Genomic DNA, 26,925 nt, shown 5'->3' on the forward strand with positions numbered 1-26,925 from the left:
CCCGGCGCGTTTGATATACTCTGCGCTCGCTGGCGATTTTGCACTCGCCCTTTCCTCGCAGACACCGTCCGCAGCAGGATCGACGCGATGATTCTGGTCCTCTCCCTGTAGTTCAATGGATAGAACAAGTGCCTCCTAAGCGCTAGATACAGGTTCGATTCCTGTCAGGGGGACCAATCAGATTTTCGGCCTCGTTCGACGTGCATTTCCCCGCACCGACCCGGCCCATGCATCTCCAAAGACATTGCGTAACCGCCAGCCAACCGCGCTATTGCGCCAGCCGCGTCCCACGAGCGACTCCTTGCGCCTAACCGGTCGTCGCTCACACCCGTAGCGAATCGATCCATCACGGCTTGAACATATCCGGCGAATTCGCCAACATCACACCCAATCTTCAGATCTGAGACTCAATTTGATGGACATTACTTCGGGGAATGTGCGGCCGCATCAGGGCGGCATTCAGGCATTGCGAGCGCTCGCCTGCGCACTGGTGCTGTTCCAGCACGTTACGTTCTTCGTGGCCTACGCGAAGGGCCTCGACTACCACCCCTATCTCCTCATCAATTTCGGGCGGATGGGCGTGAGCCTGTTCTTCGTGATCTCCGGCTTCGTGATGGGCGGATGCCTTCACCAAGGCAAAGCATTTCTGTGGAATCGGGTGGCCCGCATCTTCCCGGCTTTCTGGATCGCGGTGGCGTTGAGCTTCTTCATCCTGCTGAAGGCGGACACGGCCTGGCATCTGGACTGGACGTCGCTTCTCCTGCTGCCCACCACGGCAGTCAATAACTCGTACCGCATTCCTTACTGGACGCTGTGTTACGAGTTCGCGTTTTACTGCGCAACCTACGTCATGATCCTGTGCCGCCTGTCGCGCACGCAAATACTGACCGTTTGCATTGTCTGGTTGCTTGCCATCGTCGTGATAGACGCCTATCGGCCGATCGGCGATATCGACGGCGCGGCATTCGCCATCGTGGCGCAGCCCGGCAAGTGGATTCTGCTGACGCCTTATCCGATTTTCTTCATTGTCGGCCTGTTTGCGTCGGTCGCCGGAACCGCCTGGGCGGCCAGAATCAACCCGCCCTATCTCTTCCTGTTTGCGGTGTGCGTGTGGGGCGTGTCGAACGGCGTGTCGTTTCCGTCGCCGGCGCCGCTCTTCATCATGCAAGCCGTGGCATTTGCCGCGTTCCTGATCGCCATTCAGAACATGCGCTTCGCGCGCCTGATCGAGCGCTTCGGCGACGTCTCGTACGGCGTGTATCTGATCCACATGTCGATCATCGTTGCCATTGTGCAGGCGCTCAAGCCGCACGCCGACCACATCCGGTTCTCGGTGCTGTGGCTGATCCTGATCGTGGCGTCGGTCATTGGGGGTGTCCTGTTCGGCTGGTTCGAATACCGCCTGCATAACCGCGTCTTCAAGCGCATGTTCCGGAAGCGGACCGTCACCGCCTAGCATCGAGCCATGTCGCCCCGCATACCACGCCCCGCCTGTCCTGCACAGCGGGGCGTTTTTTATCCGCGGCACCCTCCCCAAACGAAAAAGCCCAGCACGAGGGCTGGGCAAAGTCACCGCATCGACGGCGACGGAGGATTTCCGATCTTCATTTACGCGGACCCGCTTCCACTTACAGCCGATCCGCCAGATGTCCTCTCAACCGGTGCAAACGCAATCAAAAATTTGCGCTGCCGGCTTCAATCAATGATGGATGTTCACCACCGGCACCGAGTACGAGCTCAGCGTCGACTCGCGGCTGCCCGATTGCGATGAACCGTTGGTTGCGGAACCGTAACCGCTCGATTGAGCGACGCCGTTCTGCGCAGCGACGCGCGCTTCGGCGGCCTGGATGTCGGTCGGGTAGTACGGGTCACGGCCGGCGCCCGGCGTGTACCCGGCTTTTTCGAGTTGAACCAGTTCGGCACGAACCTGAGCGCGCGTCACGGGGCCGTTCGATTGTGCGAACGATGCAACCGGAGCGGCGAGAACGAGTGCAACTGCAACTGCCTTGATGAGCGATTTCATGATAACTACCTCCAGAGATTGTTTTTTCGAAGCTGCGAACCTTGTTGTTTGCAGCCGTTGAATACAGTCTATGAGTCGGTAGCCCTAGGGGAAACCCCTAAAACCTGAAATCAATGTTGTCGCAAAAGAGACAATGCGCGCGGCGTGTCCGGGCACGTCACGTCGACGGTTCTAAAGTTTCCTCAGCGCTCGCCGAAATTCAGGCATGGAAAACGACGACCACCTCCGCCCGGGCCATCCTCTTTACGAAGAAGCGATGGCTCTCGAACTCACCGTACGCACGCTGCGGCACGCACAAGGCAAGAAGAATCCGGAAGACGTGCTCTACGGCTCGGCCGAGTGGGACGTCATCAGCGAAGATTTCGTGCGCGATCTTTATCGCGCGATGGGCGGCAATCCGGACAACTTACCCTGAGCGGATCGGCGTAGAAAGAAACCAGAACGGCAAGGACGATTCACGAAGCCGGCGCGATGTGGCGACGCACTCGCCACCGGCTACACACGACGAGCGCTCGAACGTCGAACGTCGAACGCAATTGATTCGACGTCGAAGCGAAAAGCGTCCCGCGCAAAACGCTCAAGCGGGACGCTTCGGAATATCTAGTCCCTTCACCACCGCCGGACGCGCGACGAAAGCGGCCAGTGCGCGCTGCACGTTGGGGAAGTTCTGGATGCCGACCAGTTCACCCGCTTCGTAGAAACCCACCAGGTTGCGCACCCACGGAAACGTGGCGATATCGGCGATCGAGTAGGCGTCGCCGAGAATCCAGTCGCGGCCTTCGAGTCGCGCTTCCAGCACACCGAGCAGACGCTTCGATTCGGCGACGTAGCGATCGCGAGGCCGCTTGTCTTCGTAATCCTTGCCGGCGAACTTGTTGAAGAATCCGAGCTGTCCGAACATCGGTCCGATGCCGCCCATCTGGAACATCACCCATTGAATCGCTTCGTAGCGGCCCGCGGCATCTTGCGGAATGAACCGGCCGCTCTTGTCCGCGAGATAGAGCAGGATCGCGCCGGACTCGAACAGCGGCAACGGCTTTCCATCGGGGCCATTCGGATCGATGATCGCCGGAATCTTGTTGTTCGGATTCAGCGAGACGAACTCCGGCGACATCTGATCGTTGGTATCGAAACGCACCAGATGCGGCTCGTACGCGAGGCCGGTTTCTTCGAGCATGATCGACACTTTCACGCCGTTCGGAGTGGGCAGCGAATAAAGCTGGATACGATCGGGATGCGCGGCGGGCCACTTCTTCGTGATCGGAAAACTGGAAAGACTCGTCATGTGCGGGTGTGATCCTTGTAGGAGATTCTGCGGATTCTGCCGATCGTGCAATGGGGAAGCCGGCCGAAAAATCGGTCGTCATCGAGCCCGAATAGTGAGGCCCGAAAGCGAGACCGTGAAATATAAACCGGCTCGCCTGAATGCGTGCGGCACCGCTGCATGTCTTGCCGTGTTCGCGCCGGGATACATCGGGTCACGTCAAGCGCGCGACGCTCGCGAATTCACCAAAGGTCTTTCGTCGACGTGCTCGCGCGCAGGTTATATCCCTCGCGCCACAGCGCCGAGCCGACGCTCGTCAGCATGACTTTCTGATTGCCGTCGAGTTGCTCCCAGCTACTCGCGAGCCACGCCGCAAAACTCGCGCACGTGTCCTCCAGATCGACGGGGACTTTGCCCTCGAGGTATTGCCGCTCGAACATCGAAAGAATTTTCTCGGGTGTCATGGCGCGCCTCCTTTTCTTGGAATGCGCCAAGTCTAAAGGCTGCGTCGAAGGCGTGGAACGTCAGCCAAGCGTAATCCGGGTTACTCCTGGGCTGAACGCCAACGTACGCCAAAGCCTGGGCGAAACCCGAGCGAAACTGTCTTCCGCGTAAAAAAGAAAAAGGCGCCAAAGCGCCTTTTTCCATCGAACATAACGACAAGCTCGCGACTTACGGCGCGTTACGCTTGGCATTGTCCTTGGCGTCTTCCTTCGCGTCGCCGTAAGCCTTCTGGACCTTGCCCGCGCCTTGTTGCAGGTCGCCCTTCAGTTCCTTGCCGGGGTTGTTGGTCACCTTGCCGACTGCTTCGTTGACCTTACCCTTGATCTGCTCGCCTACGCCTTTCACCTGGTCTTTATTCATGATCGGCTCCACTGTATTTGAATGCCAGCGCGACATTACGCCAGTACTCCAACTCAGCAACGGGTGTGCCCGATGCGCCGTCCTGCCCGCCGCAGGCACCGCGCGACGGTAAAAATATTTTCAAGAAAACCTAAAGTCCCGCTCCAGCCTGCCGTAAAGGTGCCAAGGAGGAGCCATGGAACGGACACTCATCACGCTTACGGGGTCATCCCACGCGGCATTGATCGACCAGGACATCGCGCACATCGGACGCGTGATGCGGCCTTCTTTACACGGCGACCTCGGCGGTTCGATTCTGCCGGCCAGCTACTGGCGCAAGCGTCTGCACACCTTGCTCGACACCGGCAACCTCTCCCACGCGCAGCTCTGCGCGGTGGACAGCCTGCTGCTCCAGCTCGACGAATTCGTCGCGTCGCCCGATTCGCCCTTCGCGACAGCGGCATCCGCGACGCCCGAACCGGCGTGGGAAGAACTCGCGCCGGCCGCTCAGGCTCAAGCGCAGGCGCAATTCGCCAAGAGCGCCGGCAGCCGCCTCTGACACACCGCTGCACCGCCACCCGCCACATCGCCAGTCCGACGGGCCGAACGTCTGCAACATCCGGCGTGCAGCGCCCGTCCATCTCTCGTGAATAAAAAAAGGCCGCGAACCAGGCGCGGCCTCAACACGTCGCAACGCGGGGAATCGCGTCACGTGAGCAGCCTACACGCTGAACTGTGACACCTGCATTTCGATGCGAAACAGATTTTCGTAGTCGGAAATATTCTGCCCGCGGCTTGCGAAAATAGGGAAAAAGGGACGACCTTAGGTCATAATGTCCGCAAAAATTCCCAGCAAGGACGCCCGTGACCCTCGCCGCACCGCTCGCACTGCTCAAACAGGCGCGCGCCCGCTTCACCCAACGCGAAATCGCCGCGCATGTCGGCAAAGACATCAAGACGGTGCGGCGCTGGGAAAAAGGCGACACGCCCTGCCCGGCCATGCTCGAACCGGCGCTGCGCGATCTGCTTCACAGTAGCGCGCGTGCGGCGTCCGGCGCGACGAATGGCGCCACCCAGTTCCGCTTCGTCGATCTGTTCGCCGGCATCGGCGGGATTCGCATGGGTTTCGAAGCGCACGGCGGCGAATGCGTGTTCACGAGCGAGTGGAACGAGTTTTCCACGCGAACCTATCGCGAGAACTATCCGGCAGGCGCGGATCACGCGCTGATCGGCGATATCGTCTCCTTTCCCGCCGAAGACGTGCCGAGCCACGACGTCCTGCTCGGCGGCTTCCCGTGCCAGCCGTTTTCGATCGCCGGTGTCAGCAAGAAAAACGCGCTGGGACGGCCGCACGGTTTCGAGTGCACGACGCAGGGCACGCTGTTTTTCGACGTGGCGCGCATCATCGCCGCGAAGCGCCCCGCCGCGTTTCTGCTGGAGAACGTGAAGAATCTGCTTTCGCACGACAAAGGCCGCACCTTCGACGTGATTCTGCAAACCCTGCGCGACGAACTCGGCTACGAAGTGCATTACCGCGTGCTCGACGGGCAGCATTTCACGCCGCAGCACCGCGAGCGCATCATCATCGTCGGCTTTCGCGGCAAGACATCGTTCTCGTGGGACGACCTCGTGCTGCCGGAAAACGGTCCGCGCCTCGGTTCGATCCTGCATCGAACGGACGGTAGCGAACCGGTGCTGCCGTGGGACCACGACCGTTTCTTCGACCACGCCAGGCGCTGCGTTCAACCGAAGTACACCCTCACGCCGAACCTCTGGACCTATCTGCAGAACTACGCGGAAAAGCATCGCGCGGCGGGCAACGGTTTCGGCTTCGGCATGGCTTATCCGCAGAGCGTCACGCGCACGCTGTCGGCGCGTTATCACAAGGACGGCTCGGAAATCCTGGTCTATCAAGGCGAGCAACTACGCCCGCGCCGTCTCACGCCGCGCGAATGCGCGCGCCTGATGGGCTTTCCCGACACGTTCCGCATTCCGGTCAGCGACACCCAGGCTTACCGGCAGTTCGGCAACAGCGTGGTGATGCCGGTGATGCGCGAGGTGGCGCGCATCATGCTGCCGCATGTGCAAGCCCTGCTCGCCGAGGAGTCTCCGCGTGGTTCCAGGCAAAAACTTTCGCTATACGCCTGACCGTCGACGCGGCCGACTCCAGAGGGACGCCGCGTAATGGTCGATATCGTCGATAGCGCGACGCGCAGCCGGATGATGTCCGGCATTCGCGGACGCAATACGAAACCGGAAATCCTGATCCGCAGCCTGCTGCATCGTCGCGGCTTTCGCTTCCGTCTCGACGTGCGCGATCTGCCGGGCCGTCCGGACATCGTGCTGCCGCGTTATCGCGCCGCGATACTCGTGCACGGATGTTTCTGGCACGGTCACGATTGCCATCTGTTCAAGTGGCCACAGACACGTCCGGAGTTCTGGCGCGAGAAGATCGGCCGCAATCGCACGAACGACGACAAGGTTCGCGAAGCGCTTCTGGCGACAGGCTGGCGCGTCGGCGTGGTGTGGGAATGCGCGTTGCGCGGCGCCAATCGCGATATCGAAGGTGTCCTGCAACGGCTCGCCGACTGGTTGCACAGCGACGCGCCGAGCTTCGAAGAACGCGGATGACCTCCCGCTTCGACGCTGGCTGCGGAACCTGCTTCAATGCCCGCTGAACGCTCTTTGTATCCTGCGTGACGGGCCAATCCGCGGCGGGCAGCAGTGATACACTCGATTGGCTAACTCGGGCGCGTTGGGCTCATCGCGTTGAACGATGTTCGTATCGTCGCGTAGAAGAATGTCAGGCAAAACGGCGCGTCCCGATCATCCCGAAACGATCCTACAAGGGAGGCACACCATGGCAGATTTCCGTCTCTGGTCCGACGAGTTCCCCACCAACGGCTTCATGCCGAAAGCCCAGGAATACAACGACAAAGCGTTCGGCGTCGACGGCGAAAACATTTCGCCCGCGTTGCAATGGGAAGGAGCACCGCCCGACACGCAGAGTTTCGCTCTCACCGTCCACGATCCCGACGCGCCAACCGGCAGCGGTTTCTGGCATTGGGTCGTGGTGAATATTCCGGCGGACGCCCGCTCGTTGCCGCGCAACGCCGGCAAGCCCGACGGTTCGCTGCTGCCGCAAGGCGCGCTGCAGGTTCGCAACGACTACGGCACGGTCGGCTTCGGCGGTGCGGCGCCGCCGCGCGGCGACAAGGCCCATCGCTACATCTTTCGACTGCACGCCCTGAAGGTGGCGCATCTGCCGATCAACGCGGAAACCACCAACGCGGTCGCGCGCTTCATGACGCATCTGAACGAACTCGACTCGACCACGCATACCGGTTTGTACGAGCTCAAATAACGCATCGGCGCGGCTTCTGCCAGTTGTTGCCGGTCAGCGCAACGAGTCGCGCGCGCGGCTCGCTGCGTGATGCATGACACGTGGCGCTGACCGTAGCACTGGGACGCTCATCTCCAATCACAAGAACGATGCACGCACAATCATCGCGAAACGACGGGACCCACCCGTCGTCCGACACCGGGACACCCACCGTCAGCATGCCGCTCGACCACAACACCGAACAAGGTCTGCCGCTTCCGCAACGTTACTGGGCGATGCTGGTCATCGCCCTCGCGCTGACGCTCGCGGTCCTCGACAGCGCGATCGCCAACGTGGCGCTGCCGACCATCGCCCGCAATCTGCACGCGAGCGCCGCCGGCTCGATCTGGGTCGTCAACGCGTATCAACTCGCCATCACCATTTCGCTGTTGCCGCTCGCCTCGCTCGGCGACCGCATCGGTTATCGGCGCATCTATCTGGCGGGCCTGATCCTGTTCACGGTCGCGTCGTTCGGCTGCGCGCTGTCCGGCTCGCTGACCACGCTCGCACTCGCCCGCGTGGTGCAGGGCTTCGGCGCGGCCGGCATCATGAGCGTCAACACGGCGCTGGTACGCATGATCTATCCGCCCACGCAACTCGGACGCGGCGTGGCGATCAACGCGATGGTCGTGGCGGTGTCATCCGCGGTCGGGCCGACGGTCGCCTCTGCCGTGCTCGCCGTCGCGTCGTGGCCGTGGCTGTTCGCGATCAATGTGCCGATCGGCATCGCGGCGATTGTCGGCGGCTTCAAGGCGCTCCCGCTGAACGCCGGTCACGAATCGCCGTACGACTATCTGAGCGCGGTGATGAACGCGTTCGTGTTCGGCCTGCTGATCTTCGCCGTCGACGGTCTCGGCCACGGCGAGCGGCTCGGCTGGGTCGCGGTGGAAGCGCTCGGCGCCGTCGTGATCGGCTACTTCTTCGTGCGCCGGCAACTCACACGGCCTGCGCCGCTCCTGCCGATCGACCTGCTGCGCATCCCCGTGTTCGCGCTCTCGATCGGCACCTCGGTATGTTCGTTCTGTGCGCAGATGCTGGCGTTCGTGTCGCTGCCATTTCTGTTGCAGGACACCCTGGGGTTGTCGCAGGTCGAAACCGGTTTGCTGATGACGCCGTGGCCCGCGGTCATCATCGTCGCGGCGCCGATTGCCGGCATGCTCTCCGACAAGGTGTCGTCGGGATGGCTCGGCGGCGTGGGGCTCGCCGCCATGACGGTCGGACTGCTGCTGCTCGCCACGCTCGGCGCGCATCCTGAGCCGCTGCAGATTGCCTGGCGCATGGCGCTGTGCGGCGCGGGCTTCGGTATTTTTCAGTCGCCGAACAATCGCACGATGTTGTCCGCCGCGCCGCGCGATCGCAGCGGCGGCGCGAGCGGCATGCTCGGCACCGCGCGCCTGACCGGACAGACACTCGGCGCGGCGCTCGTCGCCTTGATCTTCGGCGTCGCTCCCGTCCACGGGCCGATCGTGGCGCTCTACGTCGCGGCAGGATTCTCGGCGGTGGCCGCCGTGGTCAGCACCATGCGCGTCATGCAGCGCGTGAACGTGCAGGCCGCCTGACGCAACGCCACGCCACGCCGCGAGCGCAGGTCCGCAGCATGAGCGCAAAACGAAGGGCGCGAATCCCGTACCGCGATTCGCGCCCTTCTTCAATGTGCTTCTGCCCTGCCGCTTGCTACTCGTAACTCGTTACTTGCGAGGACGTGATCGGCGCGCGCAATTCGATCTATCGAACCGCGCAACCGCGCTATGACTAGGAAGCCGTCACGTCAGCGAGCTTTACCGCCTTGGCCGTCACCTTCGATGCCGTTGCGACATTGCGCAGATCCGACAGGAACGTATCGCGCCAGACCGACAGATTGTTCTCGCGCATCGGCGCCATCATGTCGGCGTGACGCGCCTGACGTTCGGCGAGCGGCATCGACAACGCGCGCTCCAGTGCTTCGGCCATCTGCGAAAGATCGAACGGATTGACCACCAGCGCACCCGGCAACTGCTCGGCCGCGCCGGCAAATTGCGACAACACCAGCACACCCGGATCCGCCGGGTCCTGCGACGCCACGTATTCCTTCGCCACCAGGTTCATGCCGTCGCGCAACGGCGTGACGTAACCCACTTGCGACTGACGGAACAGCGCCATCAGCAGATTGCGCTCGTACTTGCGATTCAGATACTGGATCGGCGTCCAGTCGAGTTGCGCAAAACGTCCGTTGATACGGCCTGCCTCGCCTTCAAGCGTCTGGCGAATGCGCTGATAGGTGGTGACGTCGGCGCGCGTCGGCGGCGCAATCTGCACCAGCGAAACGCGACCGTGCCAACCCGGTGCGTTCAGCAACAGCCGCTCGAACGCCTGGAAGCGTTCGACCAGACCCTTCGAATAATCCAGACGGTCGACGCTCATGATGAGCTTGCGGCCGCGCATGCCGTCGCGCAGGCTGCGCACCGGCTTGCGGTCCGTGAACTGTTCGGCGGCCTTCGCAATCGCATCCGGATAGATGCCGATCGGATACGCGGCCACTTTCAGGAAGCGGTTGTAGGCGTGCACCATGCCGTCTTCGCTCGACGTACCGTGCTGGCCGCGCTCGATAAAGTCGACGAACGACTGGCGGTCCGCTTCGGTCTGGAAACCGACCACGTCGTAACTGCACATGGCCTTGACGAGTTCTTCGTGCGGCGGAATGGTGCGCAAAACTTCCGGAACCGGAAACGGAATGTGCAGGAAAAAGCCGATCGGATTCTTCACGCCCAGCTCGCGCAGGCATCGCGCGAACGGCAGCAGGTGATAGTCGTGAACCCAGATGATGTCGTCGGGTTTGAGCAGCTCTTTGAGCTGCTTCGCGAGCGTCGCATTCACGCGCTGATAGCCCGCGTATTCCTGGCGGTCATAGCGCGACAGGTCGTTGCGGTAGTGGAAAGTCGGCCACAGCGTCGCGTTCGAAAAGCCGCGATAGTACTGGTCGTAATCGCGCTTGGTGAGACCCACCGTCGCGTACGTCACATTGCCCTGCTTTTCGATCACGGGTGCCGACGGCTCGCTCACCGTTTCGCCGCTCCAGCCGAACCAGACGCCGCCGGTTTCTTTCAGCGCATCCAGCACGCCGATGGCCAGGCCGCCCGCTGCGGGCCGGCCTTCCTGCGTCGGCGCGACACGATTCGATACCACGATCAGTCTGCTCATTGGTGCTCTACCTCAGTCAGTTGTTTCGTTGCATACGGATATGTGCCAAAGAAGTGCATGCAAGTCGCGTGCCGTTTTTCGCATCGTTGGAAATAAAAATGTATGCAAATGTGACGGACGAGCAAATCCACGCGATGGCCCAACATCGCGAAGAAATTTCTTCTGTTTTGTACGATTTAAGCGGAAACCTTCTTACCGAACGGCAGAAGCTCAGGCGTCCTGCTCGGAGCCCAGATCGCGTTGGTATTCCAGCCCTTCCGGCCGTACGCCGCCCTGGTTGTGCTCGCCGTCTGGCGGGGCATCGGGGGCAACCCGGTTCTGCGCGGACGGGTCCGGCGACGCCGGCGGTCCGCTCTTGCCGCCGGGTCGTGAGTCGCGCTTCGAATGGCGCGCGGAACGCCGCAGTGCGGGATGTCTCATGATCGCTGCCTCCAGGGAAGCCGGCCGCCGCGGAAGGCGGCACCAGTACAGTCTAGAAGTCGCGGCGGTAAATTGCCGGTAAAAGCTGCGTCGACTTTGTAACAAGTACATAAATCTACCGCGCCAGTGTGCGGCGCGGCGGCTTGCCCGTGTCAGAGTTGCATCGCTTGCGGCGGACGGGGACTGGCTTGTGGCGCCTGCGACGGTTCTGGCGGCGGATCGCCGATGGGCGGCGCTACTGGTTCGATCGGATTGGGCGTCGGGTCGGGAATGGTGTCGGGCTCACCCGGCGAGGGCGGCGCGGCCGGTGGCGGCGTCATGGGCGGCGGCGAAGGCGGCTCGATCGGCTCGGGACGATGGGCGTGCAGCGGAAGGGGAAGCGCAGGAGCAGCAGCGTATTCCGGCATGTCAGTTTTCCTCGTCTTTGCGTTAGGAGAAACTGAGCAAGGGATGTGCCGTTGGGTGACAGGCGGACTGGGCGAAGCCGGATGAGAAGACGTGGCGCCGCGTCGGCCGTGCTTCGAGACTTGCAGAGGAAAAATCCGGCGCGGCCGACTGACTCCGTCGAGCCGCGCCTTGCAGCGTCAGGCGTCCGCGCCGCGCAGTGCGCGCGCTTCGTCGGCGTCCGCGTCGTCGCGGGCGTCGTTGCCGTATTCGACCAGCCGGTTATACAGCGTCTTCAGGCTGATGCCGAGAATCTCCGCGGCACGTGTCTTCACGCCACCGCATTGTTCGAGCGTGGCCAGAATCAGCTGACGGTCGGCCTCGGCGAGCGAAGTGCCGAACGGAATCGTGATCGCCGTGCCGGCCGCCGGCTTGGACAGCGTGATCTGCAACGGCACGGTTGCCGTGCTGTCCGAGTCGGTGCCCGACATGATGTGCGCGCGCTGAACGTAGTTCTTCAACTCGCGCACGTTGCCCGGCCACGGATACGACATCAGCATTTCCTTCACGGCGGCCGGGAAATGCTTCTTCGTGCTGTGACGTTCGTTGAGTTCGTCGAGGAACGCCTGCGCCAGCAATTCGACGTCTTTGCCGCGATCGCGCAACGGCGGCAGGCTGATCGGGAACACGTTCAAACGGTGATACAGGTCGAGACGCAGTTTGCCTTCCAGCACCGCCTGCTCGGGGTCGCGGTTGGTGGCCGCTATCAGGCGCACGTCGGTTTCGATTTCCTTCGTGGTGCCCACGCGCATGAACATGCCGGTTTCGAGCACACGCAGCAGTTTCACCTGCAACTCGATCGGCATTTCGGTGATTTCGTCGAGGAACAGCGTGCCGCCGTTCGCGCGCTCGAAATACCCCTTGTGTTGACGGTCTGCGCCGGTGAACGAGCCGCGCTCGTGGCCGAACATTTCCGACTCGATCAGGTTCGGCGAGATCGCGCCGCAGTTCACCGCGAGAAACGCGTGCTTGCGACGCAGGCTGAGTTCGTGAAGCGTCTGCGCGGCGACTTCCTTACCCGTGCCGGACTCGCCCACCAGCATGACCGACGCTGCCGTTGGCGCGACTCGGCCGATCTGGTCGTAGACCTCCTGCATGGCCGGCGAATTGCCGAGCATCAGGCCGAAGCGGCCCATGCGGCGCAACTCACCGCGCAAGGTGCCGATTTCCGCCTTCAGATCGCCCGCACGCGGCAAGCGCGACAGGATCGCCTTGACGCGCTGCATGTTGATCGGCTTGACGAGGTAGTCGGTGGCGCCCATTTTGAGCGCGTTGACCGCCGATTCCACGGTGGCGTGACCGGTAATCACGATCACCTCGACGCCCGAGCGCGGATCGAGATCTTCGAAGAGATCCACCCCGCTGCCGTCCGGCAGTTTCAGGTCGGTGAAAACGACATCCGGCATTTGCCGGACCAGCTGGATGCGTGCCTCGCGCAGGTCGCCTGCGGTGGCGGTGGTCAACCCGTCTTCCCCGATGATGGCGGAAAGCGCCTCGCGGGTACTCGCGTCGTCGTCGACAATCAGTACGTGTGGCATCGCGTCTCGAAAGCCCGAAAGCGTGAATAAGGAGACATGCCGAATGACATGCCATAACAAGCCGTAGCCAGTTTTTCCGCCCGGCGGCAGCGCGATTCGCGCCGCGCCATCAACTACTATATGGCAAAAAATACCGAATTTGAGACTTAATTCAATTTCGCAACAATATGCGGAAAAACTGACTGCTTTTTCCTGTCATTGTTGTCGTTTTGCCCATTATACGGTGTTATCGCGATAAATTTGCAACGCATATCCGCCATAGCGCACCGCGTGGCGCCCTATGCGGACATGCGTCGGTGCGCGTTCGGATCAGCTGCGCGGGAACGGCCAGGCACCGCCATTGCCGTTATGATGCGCGGCGCCGTTGGCGCCATTCGAGCCGCTAGTGATGCTGGCCGCCGGGGTGGCGGGTGCGTCGACATTGCCGCCTTCGTTCTCCCAGCGGCTCAGTTCGCGCGCCACCGGCAGGTGGGTCGCACGGTTGCGATGCTGCACGTAGCGCACCGCCAGAAAACCGCCGAGTGCCATCAACGCGCCGAACAGGCCAATTTTGGGTCGTGCCATCGTCAACTCCTTGTAGTCGTGATGCATGTCGTGATCGGGACGCCTGAGGGGACGCCTGAGCGCGCAGCCTCAGCGCGTGCTCAGCACACCCAGCAGAAAACCGACGCTCGCGGCAATGCCGATCGAGCGCCATGGGTTGCGCCGCACGTAGCGCTCGGTGTTCACCGTGGCGGCACGGTAGCGACGCTGCGCATTCTGCTGCGCGTCGCCCAGCGCCGATTGCAAGGTTTCCACATGCGTGCCGAGACGTTCGCGCAGCGCCTCGACGCCTTCGCCGGGCACATTGGACGCGAGCCGCAGCATTTCTTCCGAATCCGTCAGCAGCACGCGCAGATCCTCGACGATTTTCTGCCCGCCTAACGCGAGCTGTTGCGTGGTGTCGGTCATCATTCACTCCTAAGTCTGAGGTCGGCGTACGCGTGCCTTCTGGGTGACCGGCGCTGCGTTCGTGACCGCGCCCGGCGATTCGCAACGGGCGACGGCAAAACGCTCGATCGGCGGCCCAAAAGCGCACGCGTGTCGGTTGAAAGGTGCAATCCACGTACCCGGTAAATCTGCCACTTCACGTTTCGCGGACCATCATTTCAGGCACTTTCGACCGACATCCCGGCGATCTGATGCGCAAGCCGATAGTTCGTTTGGCGTAAGCCTCAGCAAAGTGGTTAAATCGATGTTTGTGAGATAGTGGCCTCGCGGTCTGTCTCTTTCCAGGCCTGCACGCCGCTACACAACATTCATTTGCACAGGATTCCCCGTTTATGGCGTCAATCGATCTGGACTCGCCCACCGTCTCCGCCGGCGGCAATACATCGGCACAGGCGAAGCAGCGCGTCGCGGACGGCATCGCGGGACTGAAATCGTACGGGCTGCTGTACGGCTCGTCGCCGATCATGCTCGATCTGTACGAACAGATCGAACGCGTTGCCGGCACCGACGCCACCGCGCTGATCATCGGTGAATCCGGCACCGGCAAGGAACTGATTGCCCGCACGATTCACGATCAGAGTACCCGCAAGGAAGCACCGTTCGTCGCGGTCAACTGCGGCGCGATCCCCGACGAACTGATCGAAGCCGAACTGTTCGGCCACGAAAAAGGCAGCTTCACCGGAGCGGTTCAGGGCCGCGTCGGCTATTTCGAGCACGCGAACGGCGGCACGCTGTTCCTGGACGAAATCACCGAAATGGCCCCCGTGCGCCAGGTGAAATTGCTGCGGGCGCTGGAAACCGGTACGTTCTTTCGGGTCGGCGGTAACGAACTGATTCGCGGCGACGTGCGTGTGATTGCCGCGACCAACCGCGACCCGGCCGTGGCCGTCAAGGAAAACGGTTTGCGCGAGGATTTGATGTATCGGCTCGCGGTTTTTCCGTTGCGCGCGCCGCCGCTGCGCGAACGCGAAAACGACCGCGAACTGCTCGCCCAACATTTTCTCGCCCTGCTCAATCAGCAGGAAGGCACGAGTAAGAGTTTCAGCAAACGCTCGATCGAAACGCTGCGCACCTGGTCGTGGCCGGGCAATGTGCGTGAATTGAAGAACGCGGTTTATCGCGCCTTTATTCTCGCGGAGAAGACGGTCGAGCTGCCGCATCCGCATCTCGCTTCGCGGGTCAAAAAACCCGTCACGCAAGGTGACGCAATGAGCGTGTGGATCGGCACGCCACTCGCCGACGCGCAGAAGCAGATCATTCTCGGCACGCTCAAATACTGCGGCGGCGACAAGCGGCGCGCAGCGAAAGCACTCGGCGTCAGCCTCAAAACGCTCTATAACCGCCTGAGCGCATACGGCGGCGACGAAGCCGGCGAAGAAGAAGTCGAGCAATAATCCGGCACCGCACGCTCGCGCGATTCAATCAAATCACGGGAGCGTGCTTCGAATAACGGCGCCCTCCGACGCATCGCAATCCCTTCGCACCACCAATCAAAATCGGCTCGGTCAAAACAGAAACCGATTTAGTCCGCACGCTCTTTTGCAATTGCTTGCACTTTCCCACTGCCAATTACAAAACGCATCCTGCAAAATGCGGCTGCGCGCGTAAAGACGCCAGATCGATGTGCTTTTCGTTTACACACTTTGATTTTCGACGTGACGAAAGGTACTTGCAGGAGTAGGGACAGCGAAATGCAAAAAAGTACTGTGTGGGGCGAACGGGTCAATACGGCGACCGAATCGAATATCAAGTCAACGGTCGAAAGCGGCGCACGCCGCGCGGACAAACCGGGACACCGCGGCGTCCTGGCGTTCGTCACGCTGGCCGTCGCGTGCAGCGCGGCATTGAGCGGCTGTAGCTCGCTCTACTCCGAAGGCGCCACGGCCGGCGCCGGTATCGCGGGCGCAGCGCTCGCGGCCAAAGTCACCAGCAACGCAGCCGTCGCAACCGGCATCGGCCTCGGCGCCGTCGCCGCGGCGCGTGCCGGCGTGCAGTATTCCGAGCGCGTGGTCCACACCAATACGCAGGACGGCATCGCGAAGATTGCCGGGCCGCTCGACGTCGGCGCCATCGCGCCGTGGAGCGTCACGCACTCCATGCCGATCGAAGACGACGAACACGGCCGCGTAACCGTCAGCCGCACGATCAGCAGCGGCGCACTCGATTGCAAGGAAATCGTCTTCTCTGTCGACCGTGCCGCGAACAAGAACGTGCCGGCCAGCAGCGCGTTCTACGTGGCGTCAATCTGCCGCGACGGCGACAACTGGAAATGGGCGTCGGCCGAGCCCGCCACCGAACGTTGGGGTGCGCTGCAATGACGGCGCGCCTGTTTTCAAACACGGCTTCGATGGCCGGATCGGCTATCGGCGCGGTGCGCGCCGCGGCCGGCCAACGCGGTGTCGGCTTGCGGCTCGTGCTGGCCGGCGCGCTCGTCGTCGGCGCAAGCCTGATGACAAGCGGCTGCTCGTCGGTCGGCGCCGCGAGCGGCGCGGCAGCCGGCGTCGCCTCGGGTCTGGTCACGTCGAACCCCGCCATCGGCATCGGCGTCGGTATCGCGGTGCAAGCCGCCACCGACGAAGCCGTCGGCCGCTACATGCGCTCCATGCACACCGACCAGCAGGATCTGATCGCCGCGCTCGCGGGCGCGATGCCGGTCGGCGAAACGCGGCCGTGGCAAATCAAGCACACGCTGCCGATCGAGAACGGTCATGGCGAGGTTCGCGTCACGCGCGCATTCGGCTCGGCGCTGGCCTTGTGCAAGGAGTTCGTGTTCTCGGTGCAGGACGGCGACGGCCCGAACGCGCACGAAGCCTGGTACACAGGCAGCGCGTGTCAGCAGGATAAAGGCTGGAAGTGGGCGTCTGCCGAGCCGGCAGTCGAGCGCTGGGGCACGCTGCAATAAGGCGCCCGATAATCAGGCTGTGAATCGGCCCGTGAAGCAGGCTGTCAAGCAGCCTGAAAATGAAAAAAGCGGCAGGGTCTCCCCTGCCGCTTTTTTATCTGGGCAAGCCGGTCGCGATGACCGCGCTCAGGACTCCACGTCTTCCAGACTGAAGATTTCCGTCTGGTCGTTGTACGAGAAGATCTCGCCATAACGGCCCCAGTTGATGACCGCGTCGAGCGTCTCTTCCGCCGCGCTGTCCGACAGAAAGTCTTCCAGTTCCTGCTCGAAACGCACGCGCGGCGCGCGATGTCCCGGACGCTCGTTCAGCACCTTCTTGATTCGCGCCGCGAGCGGCACGTGCTTGAGCAGATGGTCGGCGAACATCAGCTTACGTTCCTGCGTGCCGAATTCCGAGAACACGCGCGCCGGCGGCGTCAGGAAAATGTCGCCTTCGCGCACGTCGGCGAAACCGAGGTGTTGCAGCACTTCGGCAACCGGGAACAGATCGTCCACTTCCAGATGCAGGGAGCGGGCAATTTCCGGCATGTCGGCACGGCCATGGTACGGCGCGGCGGCCAGCGTTTCGATCAGACCGGCCATCAGGTTGGTCGACACGTGCGGCAGCCAGCTGTGCAGCTCCAGCCCCTTCTTGGTCTTCTCGTCGGTCTGACGCGCGGTCATCTTGGCGTAGATTTCGTCGACCAGACGGCGGAACGCCGGATCGAGACGATTACGCGGATGCTTGAACGGCACCTTGATCTCGGCGATCACGCGCCCCGGATTGGACGACAGCACCAGGATCCGGTCGCACATGAACACGGCTTCTTCGATGTTGTGCGTGACGATCAGCACGGCCTTGATCGGCATGCGGCCTTGCGTCCACAGATCGAGCAGGTCGGTACGCAGCGTTTCGGCAGTCAGCACGTCGAGCGCGGAGAACGGCTCGTCCATCAGCAGCAGCGTGGGATCGACCACCAGCGCGCGCGCAAAGCCGACGCGCTGACGCATGCCGCCCGACAACTCGCGCGGATACGCGTTTTCAAAACCGTCCAGACCGATCAGGTCGATCGCGGCCAACGCGCGCGTGCGCCGTTCGCTTGCGCCGACGCCTTGCGCTTCCAGGCCGGCTTCCACGTTCTGCAGCACGGTCAGCCACGGGAACAGCGCGAAGGTCTGGAACACCATCGCGACGCCCTTGGCGGGACCGTTGAGCGGCTTGCCCATATAGGTGACTTCGCCGTCGGTCGGTTCGATCAGACCGGCGATGATGCGCAGCAAGGTCGACTTGCCGGAGCCCGAGCGGCCCAGCAGACCGACGATCTCGCCTTCGCGCAGCGAGAGGTTTGCGTCGTCGAGAACGAGCAGTTCGCCCTGCGACTTGTTGAAACCGCGGCACACGTCCTTGACGCGCAGGATCTCTTCGCCGAGGCGCGGCGGCTTCGGCGGCGTCTGGATCGGCGCGGCGGTCATAGCAGCTTTAGGATTTTGCATCGCGTTTAGCCTTCAAATCTCAAGAAAACGCCGGGCCGCTCCGGGTATGCGCCCTCGGAAACGGGCTCGGAGCGGCGGGTTCGGGGGCGCTCAATCCAGCCGGAGCTTGCCTTCGGCGTAGGCGTACATCGGACGCCACAGCAGACGGTTGAACAAGGTGACGAACAGGGACATCACGGCGATGCCCACGATGATCTTCGGATAGTCGCCCGCCGCCGTGGACTGCGCGATGTAGGCGCCCAGACCGTGCGCGGCCACCTTGGTGTCGCCCCACTGGACGAACTCCGCCACGATGCTCGCATTCCACGCGCCGCCCGACGCGGTGATGGCGCCGGTCACGTAGTACGGGAAAATGCCCGGCAGCATGGCCTGGCGCCACCATTGCCAGCCCGTGATATGGAAGTTCTTGGCGGCCTCGCGGTAGTCGTTCGGATACGAACTCGCGCCCGCAATCACGTTGAACAGGATATACCACTGCGTACCCAGCACGATCAGCGGCGACAGCCAGATGTCCGGGTTCAGGTGAAAGCGCACGATGGCGATCACGAACACCGGGAACAGCAGGTTGGCCGGGAACGCGGCGAGGAACTGCGCGAGCGGCTGGATCTTTTCGGAGAGCGCCGGACGAAGACCGATCAGCACGCCGACCGGCACCCACACCACGGACGCCAGCGCGATCAGCAGCACCACGCGCAGCAGCGTGATGAGCCCGAGCACGAACACATGACCGACTTCTTCGAGCGAGACGCCGGTACGCACGTAGATGAACACGCGGTACACCACGTACACCGTGGCGATCAGCACCAGCGCCGCCCACAGCAGGTCGCCGACGCGCGAACTCTTCTGGTTCTGCGGAATCTGGAAGCGCGGCCCCTGATAGCTCGGCAAGCGGAACGGCACGCGCGCGGCCTTGGCGAACATCCAGCCGAGCGGCACCAGCAGACGGTGAATCAGCCGGGTGCGGCGGATCAGGTCGAGCAGCCAGGACTCCGGCGCGTCGCCGGAACTGGTGTTCTCCATGCGGAACTTGTCGGCCCACGCCACGAGCGGGCGGAACAGGAACTGGTCGTAGGCGAGAATCACGACCGTCATCGCCAGGATGACCCAGCCGATCGCGTGCAGGTTCTTCACCGCGATGGCCTGCGCGAGATACGCGCCGATCCCCGGCAGCGTGATGGTGTTGTTACCCACGGTGATCGCTTCGGATGCCACCACGAAGAACCAGCCGCCGGACATCGACATCATCATGTTCCAGATGAGGCCCGGCATCGAGAACGGCACTTCCAGCTTCCAGAAGCGCTGCCACGACGTCAGATGAAAGCCGCGCGAGACTTCGTCCAGATCGCGCGGCACTGTGCGCAGCGACTGGTAGAAGCTGAAGGTCATGTTCCACGCCTGGCTCGTGAAGATCGCGAAGATCGCCGCGAGTTCGGCGCCGAGCACCCGGCCGGGGAACAGCGCGAGGAAGAACGTGACCGTAAACGAAATGTAGCCGAGCACTGGCACCGACTGCAGGATGTCCAGAATCGGCACGAGCACGAGGCCCGCGCGACGGCTCTTGGCAGCCAACGTGCCGTAGACCAGCGTGAAGATCAGCGAGGCGACCATGGCCAACAGCATGCGCAGAGTGGTGCGCATTGCGTATTCCGGCAGATTGGCCGGGTCTAGCGAGATCGTCTGGGTCTTGAGCGTGGACATCGGCGCCAGCGTCTCGTGAAAGCCGATGGCCGCCATGGCAATCACGCAGATGATCAGCGGAAAGGCGACGAAGTCCCAGCGATTGGGCAGAACCCGCCATGCCGACGCATTGGCGGTGCGCTTCAGGTTGAAGCTGAAATCCATCAGACAGTCTCCCGGTTCATACAGGCATAACAACGCGCAAAGGAGGCCGCGGCTTCGGCACGGCGGTCTGAAGATCGGTCCGGAAAGCGGAAATCATGCATGGCAAAACGCGTGTGCGCGGTAAATCGTTAGCGTTGGAGACACGTGGTCCGGTAGGGACGTGTCGGCGGGCAAGCCGCCCGGACCGATCCGTCGAACCGGACTTCTGTCGCCGCGGGCGCCGCCCGGAGGCCGGCGAGCTTTCCTTGTTTTGGACTAGCGCGACACTACACCATCCTATGTTTCAGGCACAACCTTTAGCGGCAAATAGCGGCCCGGAAACCAACGGCAGACAGCGCTCTGTTCGCATTCGTAGGCGGCCTGTCAGTTTGGGACCTCTGGGCGTCGCGCGGCAGCCACACCCGTGCTGCCCTTCACTTCTGCCGCCGTGTCCCCAACCACCCTGAAAAACCCCTAACACCATTCAGAATCCGCATGCGCTGCCGATAAGAATCCGATGGGCGCAAGGGTTGCACTTCGCATTCCAGCAATAACGGTGGCGCCGGGCTCCGCGACGGTTAAAATCAGGATAGGCACGCTGTTTGACGGCCTGCCCGATACCCTATCCCGGGCCGCAGCGTCGGCGCAGCGCCGAACGTTTCCACAGGGGCACAGCGCCAGGGCGCTGCCACGAATGAGCTAGTTGCATGTCACAGCCAGACGGATCAGAGAGTCGATGAACAGGACAACCTTGCGCCAGATAACCGGTCCGCTCAGCTTCGTGCTGGTCGTGCTGGTTTGCTGGTTCGTGGCCGGCATGGTCGCGGACCGGATGGTACAGCAAGAGCTGGACGCGGCCCTGCGCGCGCAACGGCAGATGTCCACGTCGATCGTCGACAACATGGCCGAGGTGATCGCCAGCGATCTCGCCATGTCTCGCGCCATCCCCGCGACCATGGCCGAAATGGACGTGGTCCAGCACGCGCTGGTGCAATCCCAGAATTATGCCGCGAACGGCGAGGCGACGGAACCCGCCCTGCACGCCGCGTTGATAAAAGATCAGAAGATGACGGCCGTCAGCAACTTCCTGCACGACGCCCAAGGCTTCTCCGGTCTCGACCAGATCTGGCTCGTCAATGCCAACGGCATCTGCGTGGCATCGAGCTTCGCCATCGACACACCGAAGGCCGCCGCGCGCTCGTTTGTCGGCGTGGACATGCGCACGCGCGGTTATCTGACCAGCGCCCTGCTCGGCGCCTTCACCGAGGCCTACGGTGTCGGCCGCGTGAGCGGCGATCCGGGCATCTTCATCGCCGCACCGGTCTACTCGGACGGTCTGCTGGTCGGCGTGGTGGTGGCCAAGGTGGGGATCGCGCGTTTGCGCCACTGGGTTGCGCACGCCGGCACCTTCGTCAGCGACGAAAACGGCGTCATCATCATGGCCCACAACAGCGCGCTCGAAGGCCACGCGCTGCCCAACTCGCGCGTACAGCAGATGAGCGATGCCGAACGCATGGTCATCTACCGTCGCGAGACCTTTCCCGACATGCGCATCCAGATCGATCCGCAGGTGCGCGAGCAGGCGCCGTGGGTGCCGGGTGGGATCGCGCAGCAACTGTTCGGCATGGCCGAGCGGCCCGAGCCTTCGCTTTATCAGGCGCGCGGCGGCCTGAACTCGGGGCTGTCCGCCCATCTGGTCGATCCGCTCGCCTCCTGGCCGGAACTGCTGCGCAATCACAAGCGCGATCATCTGCTGGTGTTTCTGACGCTTGCCGGAACGGTCGCGCTCGCGTGGGTGATCACCGTTTCGTATGTGCGCGAGCGGCGCCATCACCGCGCCACGCGCGATCTCGCCGAACAGCTGCAATCGGCCAATACGCTGCTGTCGGCCGAAGCGCGGCACGACGCGCTGACCGGTGCGTTGTCGCGCCGCTATTTCCTCGACCTGCTGCGCCATGAGATCGAACGCGCGCATGCCGGCAACGAGCCGCTGTGCATGGCGATCGCCGACCTCGACCATTTCAAGCAGATCAACGACCGCTTCGGCCATGCCGCCGGCGACCGCGCGCTCGAACATTTCGTCGACACCTGCCGCGCCGAACTACGCGGCGCCGACGCGATCGGCCGGCTCGGCGGCGAGGAATTCGGCCTGCTGCTGCCGGCCACGAGTCTCGCCGACGGCCGCGAAGTCGTCGAACGTCTGCGGCTGCGTCTGAAAGCGATTCCTTCGCCGAAGCTGCCCGCATCGGTGGGCCTGAGCGTGAGCATCGGCATCACCGAACTCTCGGCGGACGATCTGCCCGAGCGCATCATGAGCCGCGCCGACACCGCCCTCTACGCCGCCAAGAGCGGCGGACGCGATCGCATCGAAGCGCTGCCGCCCGACGACACCGCGCCGCCCGCGCGAACCGTCGCCAACGCCTGGTAGTTGTCCGCCAATCACTGACGCAGCGCAAAACCCACTCGCAGCGACTCCCCGCCAAGCAGGTATGATCGACCTTGAACTCGAGGTTGCCGCTACTGCTTTAACGGGAGATTCGCATGAAGGGAAATTTGGTGATCGTGTGTCGCGATCAGGATGCCGACGCGTTCGACCATCTGCTGGCGGAATATGGCGCATTTCAGACACGCCTGTCGTCCACGGCGTGGTATCTGAAACTGGCCGTCGCGCCGGAATTGATTCAGGAAGAAATACTCGCGCGGCTCGGCAAGTACACCACCCACTATATTTTCGAAGCCGAAACGGTGACGTGGAATACCGTGGATGGTGACGCGGCGAATGCGCTGAACACGCTGTTTTCGGATTAGCCCGGCAACGCGGGCGTCGTGCTTGCGGCGCGCCCGCTGTTGACGGTGCGGCGTGGATGAATCAGGCGGGGCCGGGCATGCGATGCCGGCCCCGCTGCCGTTTCCGGCCTGCCTTGTATTGCGGATCAACGCGGACGAAGCGGCCTGCGGATTCTCACCACACGCTTTCGGACGCCGCCGTGACGCGCGGCACGACCTCGAACGGGAAGCTCATCAGAATGCGCAAGCCACGGCCGTCGTGGTTGCCGAGTTCCCATTCGCCGCCGGCCCGCCGCACCAGCCGTTCGACGATCGCGAGCCCGAGGCCGCTATGACCGTTGCCGCCGCGCGCCGGGTCGAGCCGCACGAACGGCCGGCTTGCGTTGATCAGGTCCTGCGCGGCGATGCCGCTGCCGTTGTCGCGCACCGACAGCGTGTAACCGTGCTGCGTGCGCGCCGTCGCGACGATGATCGGCGGTGCGCCGTAGGCATGCGCGTTGTCCAGCAGGTTCGAGAGAATGCGGTCGAGCGTGGCGGCCGGCAGCAGGAAACCCGGCCCCGCGTTCAACTCTGTTTGCACGGTGGGCGTACCTTGCGCCACCGCGCGGTAGCTGCGCACCACGCGCTCGCATTGCGCGTCGACCTCGACCGCTTCGCTGCGATCGGCACCGTCGTGAGCGAACACCAGGAACTGCTCGACGATGTGCGTCATCGAGTCGACGTCGCGCACGACGCCGTCACGCATCTTCACCTCGTCCATCATTTCGGCGCGCAGGCGCAGCCGCGCCAGCGGCGTTTTCAGATCGTGCGCGACGCCCGCCAGCATCACCGCGCGGTCGTTCTCGGTGCGCGCCACTTCCTGCACCATCTGGTTGAAGCCGTGCGTGAGCTGACGCAATTCGCGCGGCCCGCGCTCCGGCACCGGCGGCACCGGCAATCCGCGGCCGAAGCGCGCCACCGCCTGGGCGAGCGAGCGCAGCGGCTGCTGCAGCGCCCACGCCGCGAACAACGCGGCCATGACGGCGAACGAGAAAATGATGGCGAGCCACAGCACCGTGCGGTCGAGCGAGCGCGGCGTGCGCAGGGGCTGCACCGGCACCACGATCCACGCGCTGTCCGAATTGCCGCGCACCCACAAGGCGGGCGGACGGCCCGGCGGACCGACGCGCACCTGCGTGCCCGAGGGCATGCGATCGCGCACGTCTTCGATGAAGCGCTCCAGCGGCGGCGGCACGTCCGCGTTTTCCGGCGGCACGTCGGGGCTCGCCGGATCGACCAGCCTGACGCGCGACGGCAACGGCTGGTCCGGCGTACGGGCGACGTGCTGGCGCACCGCGTCCACGAGAAACACGGATTCTTCTACGGCATAGCGGGTCTGCAACTGCGTGCGCTCGAGGCGCATGAGCGCGAACCAGGCGAAATGCGACAGCAGCAGCACCGCGACGACCAGTACCGCCAGCCGCCCGAACAGAGAATCAATGGGCCGGCGCATGCTGTTCGCCGTCTGGCACGAACACGTAGCCGCGCCCGCGCACAGTCTGAATGAAGCGCGGTGTGGACGGATCGGTTTCGAGAATGCGGCGCAGGCGCCACACCTGCACGTCGATGCCGCGGTCGGTGCCGTCGTATTCCGGACCGTGCAGCAATTCGAGCAGGCGCTCACGCGTGAGCGTGCGCATGGGGTGATTGACGAAGATCTTCAGGAGCGCGAATTCGCTGCCCGACAGCGTGAGCGGCTTGTCTTCCAGATGCAGCGTGCGCGACTGGAAATCGAGCGTGAAGCGGCCGAAGTTGAACGGCTCGCGCTGCTCGGGCGCCGCCGCCGACGGCAGCGTGCGGCGACGGCGCAGCACCGCCTGCACGCGCGCCAGCAGTTCGCGCGGATTGAACGGCTTGCCGAGGTAGTCGTCGGCACCGAGTTCGAGACCGACGATACGGTCGACATCGTCTGCGCGGGCAGTGAGCATGATGACGGGAATGTCGTCGCCCGACGCGCGCAACTTGCGCAGCGCCGTGAGCCCATCCACGCCCGGCATCATCAGATCGAGCACGATCAGATCGGGACGCTCGCGTTCGAGCCTGCGTTCGAGCGAGCCCGCGTCGTGCAGCACCGACACTTCGATGCCCTGACGGGCCAGATAGTCGCGCAGCAGATCGCGCAATTCGACGTCGTCGTCGACAACCAGTATTTGAGTAGCCATGGATCGAAGTTTAACGCGCAGCAGGATGGGTGTTGGATTTCAGACGGGCCTCAAGGGTTACCGGGTGTTACGGTGAAAGGCGCCCGTAATGGCCCGTAATAGCCGCTTCCGGCCACGTAACACAGCGAAGCGCGCAGTTCTCTACGCTGTGTCTTACCGAATGCAGGCCGCCCTTTCCAGAACCGGTCGCATCGTCGGCTATTCCATTACAAGGAGCCTTATATGTCCACCAAAAAGATGTCGCGCGTTCTCGCCGTTGCCGCCACCGCCCTCGCCATCGGCGCGGGTGCCGCCTATGCCGCACAACCCGCTCCGCACGGCGGCCCCGGCGGCTGGCATGGCCACTTCATGAAGGAACTGAGCCAGCTGCACGATCAGCTCAAGCTGAACGCGGATCAGGAAAAGCAATGGCAGGCCGCGCTCGACACCATGAAGCAGAACCATGAAGCCATGCGCGCCAACCACGAGCAGATGAAGGACCAGTTCAAGGCCGCGCAGCAGCAGCCCATCCTGGACCTGAACGCCATGGCCGCCGCGCATCAGCAGATCGAGCAGAAAGACGCGCAGTTGCGTCAACAAACCTCGGACGCCTGGCTCAAGTTCTACAACGGCCTGAACGACCAGCAGAAAACCACCGTCAGCACGGCGCTGAAGCAGCGTTTTGCGAAAATGGAAGCGCGTCACGAGAAGATGCGTGATCGCTGGCAGCATCACAAGGGCGCGGGCGCGGCTTCGGCGCCGGCTGCCAATCAGTAAGCAGGGTTGCATGAGCGGAAGGCGGCGCACATGGCCGTCCTCCGCCCGTCGACAACCACATAAGGCATCGCGCAAAAAAAAGCGCCACGGAAACCTCCCGTGGCGCTTTTTCTTTTACCGCAATTTCTTTTACCGCTGAATCGAAGCCGTTGCAGCCTCAACCATTCAGCTGTCCGAGATCGAACAGCAGCACTTCGGCCTGCTCGCCGTTTTCGAGCGTCACGGTGTCGGTGTCGCTCAGCTTGGCTGCGTCGCCGGCCTTGAGCGCCTCGCCGTTCACCGTCAGCGCGCCGCGCGCGACGTGCACATACGCCTGGCGTCCTGTCGGCAAAGCGAAGGTGGCCTGCTCGGCGCCGTCGATCAACGCCGCGTAGATCGATGCGTCCGCGTGGATCGTCACGGAGCCGTCGCGGCCATCCGGCGATGCCACCACGCGCAGACGGCCGCGCTTGTCGGCGTCGTCGAAACGCTTTTCTTCGTAGCCCGGCTGATCGCCCGCGCGTTGCGGGATCACCCAGATCTGCAGCAGATGCGCTTCATCGGTTTGCGACGCGTTGAACTCGCTATGCATCACGCCCGTACCGGCGCTCATGCGCTGCACGTCGCCGGGACGGATGGTCGAGCCGTTGCCCATGCTGTCGCGATGCGCGAGCGCGCCTTCGAGCACGTACGTGACGATCTCCATGTCGCGATGACCATGCGTGCCGAAGCCCTGGCCGCCGGCAATGCGGTCCTCGTTGATGACGCGCAGCGGACCGAAGTGGACATGCTGCGGGTCGCGGTAATCGGCAAACGAGAAGCTGTGATACGAGTCGAGCCAGCCGTGGTTGGCGTGGCCGCGCTCGGCGGAACGGCGAATCTCGATCATGGGATGCTCCGGTGAATAATTAGCGATGCCCAGAAT

Annotated in this window: 28 protein-coding genes and 1 tRNA gene; 14 read left to right on the forward strand and 15 right to left on the reverse strand. The window is 63.2% G+C overall.

Annotation, left to right across the window (positions count from 1 at the left end; all coding sequences use genetic code 11):
- The first annotated feature begins 101 nt into the window (after nucleotides 1-101).
- Together P3T18_RS06465 and P3T18_RS06470 are read left to right on the forward strand one after the other, a co-directional pair.
- Nucleotides 102-176 (forward strand) — tRNA-Arg (locus tag P3T18_RS06465).
- A 239-nt stretch (nucleotides 177-415) separates the two neighbouring features.
- Nucleotides 416-1,456: an acyltransferase family protein gene (locus tag P3T18_RS06470; RefSeq protein ID WP_429299111.1), complete on the forward strand. Its 1,041-nt coding sequence runs from the start codon at nucleotides 416-418 to the stop codon at nucleotides 1,454-1,456.
- 243 nt (nucleotides 1,457-1,699) lie between these two features.
- Here P3T18_RS06470 and P3T18_RS06475 read toward each other — a convergent pair whose 3' ends face one another.
- The gene (locus tag P3T18_RS06475; RefSeq protein WP_429299112.1) at nucleotides 1,700-2,023 is read right to left on the reverse strand and encodes a DUF4148 domain-containing protein; all 324 of its coding nucleotides are present in this window, start codon (nucleotides 2,021-2,023) and stop codon (nucleotides 1,700-1,702) included.
- Between the two features lie 256 nt (nucleotides 2,024-2,279).
- Here P3T18_RS06475 and P3T18_RS06480 point away from each other — a divergent pair, with 256 nt between their 5' ends.
- Nucleotides 2,280-2,438, forward strand: coding sequence for a hypothetical protein (locus P3T18_RS06480; RefSeq protein ID WP_429299113.1), 159 nt, complete (start codon nucleotides 2,280-2,282; stop codon nucleotides 2,436-2,438).
- 162 nt (nucleotides 2,439-2,600) lie between these two features.
- On the opposite strand, the gene P3T18_RS06485 is transcribed toward P3T18_RS06480, so the two are convergent.
- From P3T18_RS06485 to P3T18_RS06495, 3 genes are all read right to left on the reverse strand, one after another.
- Nucleotides 2,601-3,308, reverse strand: coding sequence for a glutathione binding-like protein (locus P3T18_RS06485; RefSeq protein ID WP_429299114.1), 708 nt, complete (start codon nucleotides 3,306-3,308; stop codon nucleotides 2,601-2,603).
- 221 nt (nucleotides 3,309-3,529) lie between these two features.
- Complete coding sequence (locus P3T18_RS06490; RefSeq protein WP_429299115.1) at nucleotides 3,530-3,751, reverse strand: hypothetical protein; 222 nt, start codon at nucleotides 3,749-3,751, stop codon at nucleotides 3,530-3,532.
- Between the two features lie 208 nt (nucleotides 3,752-3,959).
- Nucleotides 3,960-4,151, reverse strand: a complete 192-nt coding sequence (locus P3T18_RS06495; protein WP_111930648.1) for a CsbD family protein — start codon at nucleotides 4,149-4,151, stop codon at nucleotides 3,960-3,962.
- Nucleotides 4,152-4,326: 175 nt separating this feature from the next.
- Between P3T18_RS06495 and P3T18_RS06500 the strand changes: the two genes are divergently transcribed.
- The 5 genes from P3T18_RS06500 (at nucleotide 4,327) to P3T18_RS06520 (ending at nucleotide 9,071) form a co-directional block, all read left to right on the forward strand.
- Nucleotides 4,327-4,689 carry a hypothetical protein gene (locus P3T18_RS06500; RefSeq protein WP_429299116.1) on the forward strand — a complete coding sequence of 121 codons (363 nt, stop codon included), beginning with the start codon at nucleotides 4,327-4,329 and terminating at the stop codon, nucleotides 4,687-4,689.
- A 305-nt stretch (nucleotides 4,690-4,994) separates the two neighbouring features.
- Nucleotides 4,995-6,278 carry a DNA (cytosine-5-)-methyltransferase gene (dcm, locus tag P3T18_RS06505; RefSeq protein WP_429299117.1) on the forward strand — a complete coding sequence of 428 codons (1,284 nt, stop codon included), beginning with the start codon at nucleotides 4,995-4,997 and terminating at the stop codon, nucleotides 6,276-6,278.
- A gap of 36 nt (nucleotides 6,279-6,314) precedes the next feature.
- Entirely contained in the window at nucleotides 6,315-6,761 is a 447-nt protein-coding gene (locus P3T18_RS06510) for a very short patch repair endonuclease (protein ID WP_429299118.1), read from the forward strand.
- 229 nt (nucleotides 6,762-6,990) lie between these two features.
- Nucleotides 6,991-7,494, forward strand: a complete 504-nt coding sequence (locus tag P3T18_RS06515) for a YbhB/YbcL family Raf kinase inhibitor-like protein (protein ID WP_429299119.1) — start codon at nucleotides 6,991-6,993, stop codon at nucleotides 7,492-7,494.
- A gap of 128 nt (nucleotides 7,495-7,622) precedes the next feature.
- Nucleotides 7,623-9,071 carry an MFS transporter gene (locus P3T18_RS06520; RefSeq protein ID WP_429299120.1) on the forward strand — a complete coding sequence of 483 codons (1,449 nt, stop codon included), beginning with the start codon at nucleotides 7,623-7,625 and terminating at the stop codon, nucleotides 9,069-9,071.
- A 193-nt stretch (nucleotides 9,072-9,264) separates the two neighbouring features.
- Here the strand turns inward: P3T18_RS06520 and otsA are convergent, their stop codons facing one another.
- From otsA to P3T18_RS06550, 6 genes are all read right to left on the reverse strand, one after another.
- A complete protein-coding gene (gene otsA, locus P3T18_RS06525; protein ID WP_429299121.1) occupies nucleotides 9,265-10,689 on the reverse strand; it encodes an alpha,alpha-trehalose-phosphate synthase (UDP-forming) in 1,425 nt (474 codons plus the stop codon).
- Nucleotides 10,690-10,899: 210 nt separating this feature from the next.
- Nucleotides 10,900-11,109, reverse strand: coding sequence for a hypothetical protein (locus P3T18_RS06530; RefSeq protein WP_429299122.1), 210 nt, complete (start codon nucleotides 11,107-11,109; stop codon nucleotides 10,900-10,902).
- A gap of 152 nt (nucleotides 11,110-11,261) precedes the next feature.
- Nucleotides 11,262-11,516 (reverse strand): hypothetical protein, encoded by a 255-nt coding sequence (locus P3T18_RS06535; RefSeq protein WP_429299123.1) that lies wholly within the window; start codon nucleotides 11,514-11,516, stop codon nucleotides 11,262-11,264.
- A 177-nt stretch (nucleotides 11,517-11,693) separates the two neighbouring features.
- Nucleotides 11,694-13,091, reverse strand: a complete 1,398-nt coding sequence (locus P3T18_RS06540) for a sigma-54-dependent transcriptional regulator (protein WP_429299124.1) — start codon at nucleotides 13,089-13,091, stop codon at nucleotides 11,694-11,696.
- Nucleotides 13,092-13,400: 309 nt separating this feature from the next.
- Nucleotides 13,401-13,655 (reverse strand): hypothetical protein, encoded by a 255-nt coding sequence (locus P3T18_RS06545; RefSeq protein WP_429299125.1) that lies wholly within the window; start codon nucleotides 13,653-13,655, stop codon nucleotides 13,401-13,403.
- 69 nt (nucleotides 13,656-13,724) lie between these two features.
- Nucleotides 13,725-14,042 (reverse strand): DUF883 family protein, encoded by a 318-nt coding sequence (locus P3T18_RS06550; RefSeq protein WP_429300054.1) that lies wholly within the window; start codon nucleotides 14,040-14,042, stop codon nucleotides 13,725-13,727.
- A 371-nt stretch (nucleotides 14,043-14,413) separates the two neighbouring features.
- Between P3T18_RS06550 and P3T18_RS06555 the strand changes: the two genes are divergently transcribed.
- The 3 genes from P3T18_RS06555 (at nucleotide 14,414) to P3T18_RS06565 (ending at nucleotide 16,983) form a co-directional block, all read left to right on the forward strand.
- A complete protein-coding gene (locus P3T18_RS06555; RefSeq protein WP_429299126.1) occupies nucleotides 14,414-15,475 on the forward strand; it encodes a sigma-54 interaction domain-containing protein in 1,062 nt (353 codons plus the stop codon).
- A 297-nt stretch (nucleotides 15,476-15,772) separates the two neighbouring features.
- Complete coding sequence (locus P3T18_RS06560; RefSeq protein ID WP_429299127.1) at nucleotides 15,773-16,399, forward strand: hypothetical protein; 627 nt, start codon at nucleotides 15,773-15,775, stop codon at nucleotides 16,397-16,399.
- Nucleotides 16,400-16,428: 29 nt separating this feature from the next.
- Nucleotides 16,429-16,983: a hypothetical protein gene (locus P3T18_RS06565; RefSeq protein ID WP_429300055.1), complete on the forward strand. Its 555-nt coding sequence runs from the start codon at nucleotides 16,429-16,431 to the stop codon at nucleotides 16,981-16,983.
- Nucleotides 16,984-17,109: 126 nt separating this feature from the next.
- On the opposite strand, the gene P3T18_RS06570 is transcribed toward P3T18_RS06565, so the two are convergent.
- Entirely contained in the window at nucleotides 17,110-18,456 is a 1,347-nt protein-coding gene (locus P3T18_RS06570; protein ID WP_429299128.1) for an AAA-associated domain-containing protein, read from the reverse strand.
- A gap of 90 nt (nucleotides 18,457-18,546) precedes the next feature.
- Nucleotides 18,547-20,298, reverse strand: a complete 1,752-nt coding sequence (locus tag P3T18_RS06575) for an ABC transporter permease (RefSeq protein ID WP_429299129.1) — start codon at nucleotides 20,296-20,298, stop codon at nucleotides 18,547-18,549.
- 715 nt (nucleotides 20,299-21,013) lie between these two features.
- Here P3T18_RS06575 and P3T18_RS06580 point away from each other — a divergent pair.
- A complete protein-coding gene (locus tag P3T18_RS06580) occupies nucleotides 21,014-22,705 on the forward strand; it encodes a sensor domain-containing diguanylate cyclase (protein ID WP_429299130.1) in 1,692 nt (563 codons plus the stop codon).
- Nucleotides 22,706-22,818: 113 nt separating this feature from the next.
- Nucleotides 22,819-23,085 carry a hypothetical protein gene (locus P3T18_RS06585; protein WP_429299131.1) on the forward strand — a complete coding sequence of 89 codons (267 nt, stop codon included), beginning with the start codon at nucleotides 22,819-22,821 and terminating at the stop codon, nucleotides 23,083-23,085.
- Nucleotides 23,086-23,239: 154 nt separating this feature from the next.
- Here P3T18_RS06585 and P3T18_RS06590 read toward each other — a convergent pair whose 3' ends face one another.
- Both P3T18_RS06590 and P3T18_RS06595 read right to left on the reverse strand, forming a co-directional pair.
- Nucleotides 23,240-24,556: an ATP-binding protein gene (locus P3T18_RS06590; RefSeq protein WP_429299132.1), complete on the reverse strand. Its 1,317-nt coding sequence runs from the start codon at nucleotides 24,554-24,556 to the stop codon at nucleotides 23,240-23,242.
- Nucleotides 24,540-25,265, reverse strand: coding sequence for a response regulator (locus tag P3T18_RS06595; RefSeq protein WP_012432166.1), 726 nt, complete (start codon nucleotides 25,263-25,265; stop codon nucleotides 24,540-24,542). The genes P3T18_RS06590 and P3T18_RS06595 overlap by 17 nt, the downstream gene beginning before the upstream one ends.
- A gap of 222 nt (nucleotides 25,266-25,487) precedes the next feature.
- On the opposite strand from P3T18_RS06595, the gene P3T18_RS06600 reads away from it, so the two are divergent.
- Nucleotides 25,488-26,021 carry a periplasmic heavy metal sensor gene (locus tag P3T18_RS06600; RefSeq protein WP_429299133.1) on the forward strand — a complete coding sequence of 178 codons (534 nt, stop codon included), beginning with the start codon at nucleotides 25,488-25,490 and terminating at the stop codon, nucleotides 26,019-26,021.
- Nucleotides 26,022-26,178: 157 nt separating this feature from the next.
- On the opposite strand, the gene P3T18_RS06605 is transcribed toward P3T18_RS06600, so the two are convergent.
- The gene (locus tag P3T18_RS06605; protein ID WP_429299134.1) at nucleotides 26,179-26,889 is read right to left on the reverse strand and encodes a pirin family protein; all 711 of its coding nucleotides are present in this window, start codon (nucleotides 26,887-26,889) and stop codon (nucleotides 26,179-26,181) included.
- Nucleotides 26,890-26,925: the final 36 nt, after the last annotated feature.

This window comes from Paraburkholderia sp. GAS199 (assembly GCF_050436585.1).
GTDB lineage: Bacteria > Pseudomonadota > Gammaproteobacteria > Burkholderiales > Burkholderiaceae > Paraburkholderia.

Coding starts and splice junctions, on each gene's coding strand:
- P3T18_RS06535 (WP_429299123.1), bottom strand. CDS start 11,516: ATGCCGGAATACGCTGCTGCTCCTGCGCTTCCCCTTCCGCTGCACGCC.
- P3T18_RS06530 (WP_429299122.1), bottom strand. CDS start 11,109: ATGAGACATCCCGCACTGCGGCGTTCCGCGCGCCATTCGAAGCGCGAC.
- P3T18_RS06495 (WP_111930648.1), bottom strand. CDS start 4,151: ATGAATAAAGACCAGGTGAAAGGCGTAGGCGAGCAGATCAAGGGTAAG.
- P3T18_RS06560 (WP_429299127.1), top strand. CDS start 15,773: ATGCAAAAAAGTACTGTGTGGGGCGAACGGGTCAATACGGCGACCGAA.
- P3T18_RS06600 (WP_429299133.1), top strand. CDS start 25,488: ATGTCCACCAAAAAGATGTCGCGCGTTCTCGCCGTTGCCGCCACCGCC.
- P3T18_RS06590 (WP_429299132.1), bottom strand. CDS start 24,556: ATGCGCCGGCCCATTGATTCTCTGTTCGGGCGGCTGGCGGTACTGGTC.
- P3T18_RS06585 (WP_429299131.1), top strand. CDS start 22,819: ATGAAGGGAAATTTGGTGATCGTGTGTCGCGATCAGGATGCCGACGCG.
- P3T18_RS06500 (WP_429299116.1), top strand. CDS start 4,327: ATGGAACGGACACTCATCACGCTTACGGGGTCATCCCACGCGGCATTG.
- P3T18_RS06575 (WP_429299129.1), bottom strand. CDS start 20,298: ATGGATTTCAGCTTCAACCTGAAGCGCACCGCCAATGCGTCGGCATGG.
- P3T18_RS06490 (WP_429299115.1), bottom strand. CDS start 3,751: ATGACACCCGAGAAAATTCTTTCGATGTTCGAGCGGCAATACCTCGAG.
- P3T18_RS06485 (WP_429299114.1), bottom strand. CDS start 3,308: ATGACGAGTCTTTCCAGTTTTCCGATCACGAAGAAGTGGCCCGCCGCG.
- P3T18_RS06470 (WP_429299111.1), top strand. CDS start 416: ATGGACATTACTTCGGGGAATGTGCGGCCGCATCAGGGCGGCATTCAG.
- P3T18_RS06580 (WP_429299130.1), top strand. CDS start 21,014: ATGAACAGGACAACCTTGCGCCAGATAACCGGTCCGCTCAGCTTCGTG.
- P3T18_RS06480 (WP_429299113.1), top strand. CDS start 2,280: ATGGCTCTCGAACTCACCGTACGCACGCTGCGGCACGCACAAGGCAAG.
- otsA (WP_429299121.1), bottom strand. CDS start 10,689: ATGAGCAGACTGATCGTGGTATCGAATCGTGTCGCGCCGACGCAGGAA.
- P3T18_RS06595 (WP_012432166.1), bottom strand. CDS start 25,265: ATGGCTACTCAAATACTGGTTGTCGACGACGACGTCGAATTGCGCGAT.
- P3T18_RS06570 (WP_429299128.1), bottom strand. CDS start 18,456: ATGCAAAATCCTAAAGCTGCTATGACCGCCGCGCCGATCCAGACGCCG.
- P3T18_RS06475 (WP_429299112.1), bottom strand. CDS start 2,023: ATGAAATCGCTCATCAAGGCAGTTGCAGTTGCACTCGTTCTCGCCGCT.
- P3T18_RS06515 (WP_429299119.1), top strand. CDS start 6,991: ATGGCAGATTTCCGTCTCTGGTCCGACGAGTTCCCCACCAACGGCTTC.
- P3T18_RS06550 (WP_429300054.1), bottom strand. CDS start 14,042: ATGACCGACACCACGCAACAGCTCGCGTTAGGCGGGCAGAAAATCGTC.
- P3T18_RS06540 (WP_429299124.1), bottom strand. CDS start 13,091: ATGCCACACGTACTGATTGTCGACGACGACGCGAGTACCCGCGAGGCG.
- P3T18_RS06510 (WP_429299118.1), top strand. CDS start 6,315: ATGGTCGATATCGTCGATAGCGCGACGCGCAGCCGGATGATGTCCGGC.
- P3T18_RS06555 (WP_429299126.1), top strand. CDS start 14,414: ATGGCGTCAATCGATCTGGACTCGCCCACCGTCTCCGCCGGCGGCAAT.
- P3T18_RS06520 (WP_429299120.1), top strand. CDS start 7,623: ATGCACGCACAATCATCGCGAAACGACGGGACCCACCCGTCGTCCGAC.
- P3T18_RS06565 (WP_429300055.1), top strand. CDS start 16,429: ATGGCCGGATCGGCTATCGGCGCGGTGCGCGCCGCGGCCGGCCAACGC.
- P3T18_RS06545 (WP_429299125.1), bottom strand. CDS start 13,655: ATGGCACGACCCAAAATTGGCCTGTTCGGCGCGTTGATGGCACTCGGC.
- P3T18_RS06605 (WP_429299134.1), bottom strand. CDS start 26,889: ATGATCGAGATTCGCCGTTCCGCCGAGCGCGGCCACGCCAACCACGGC.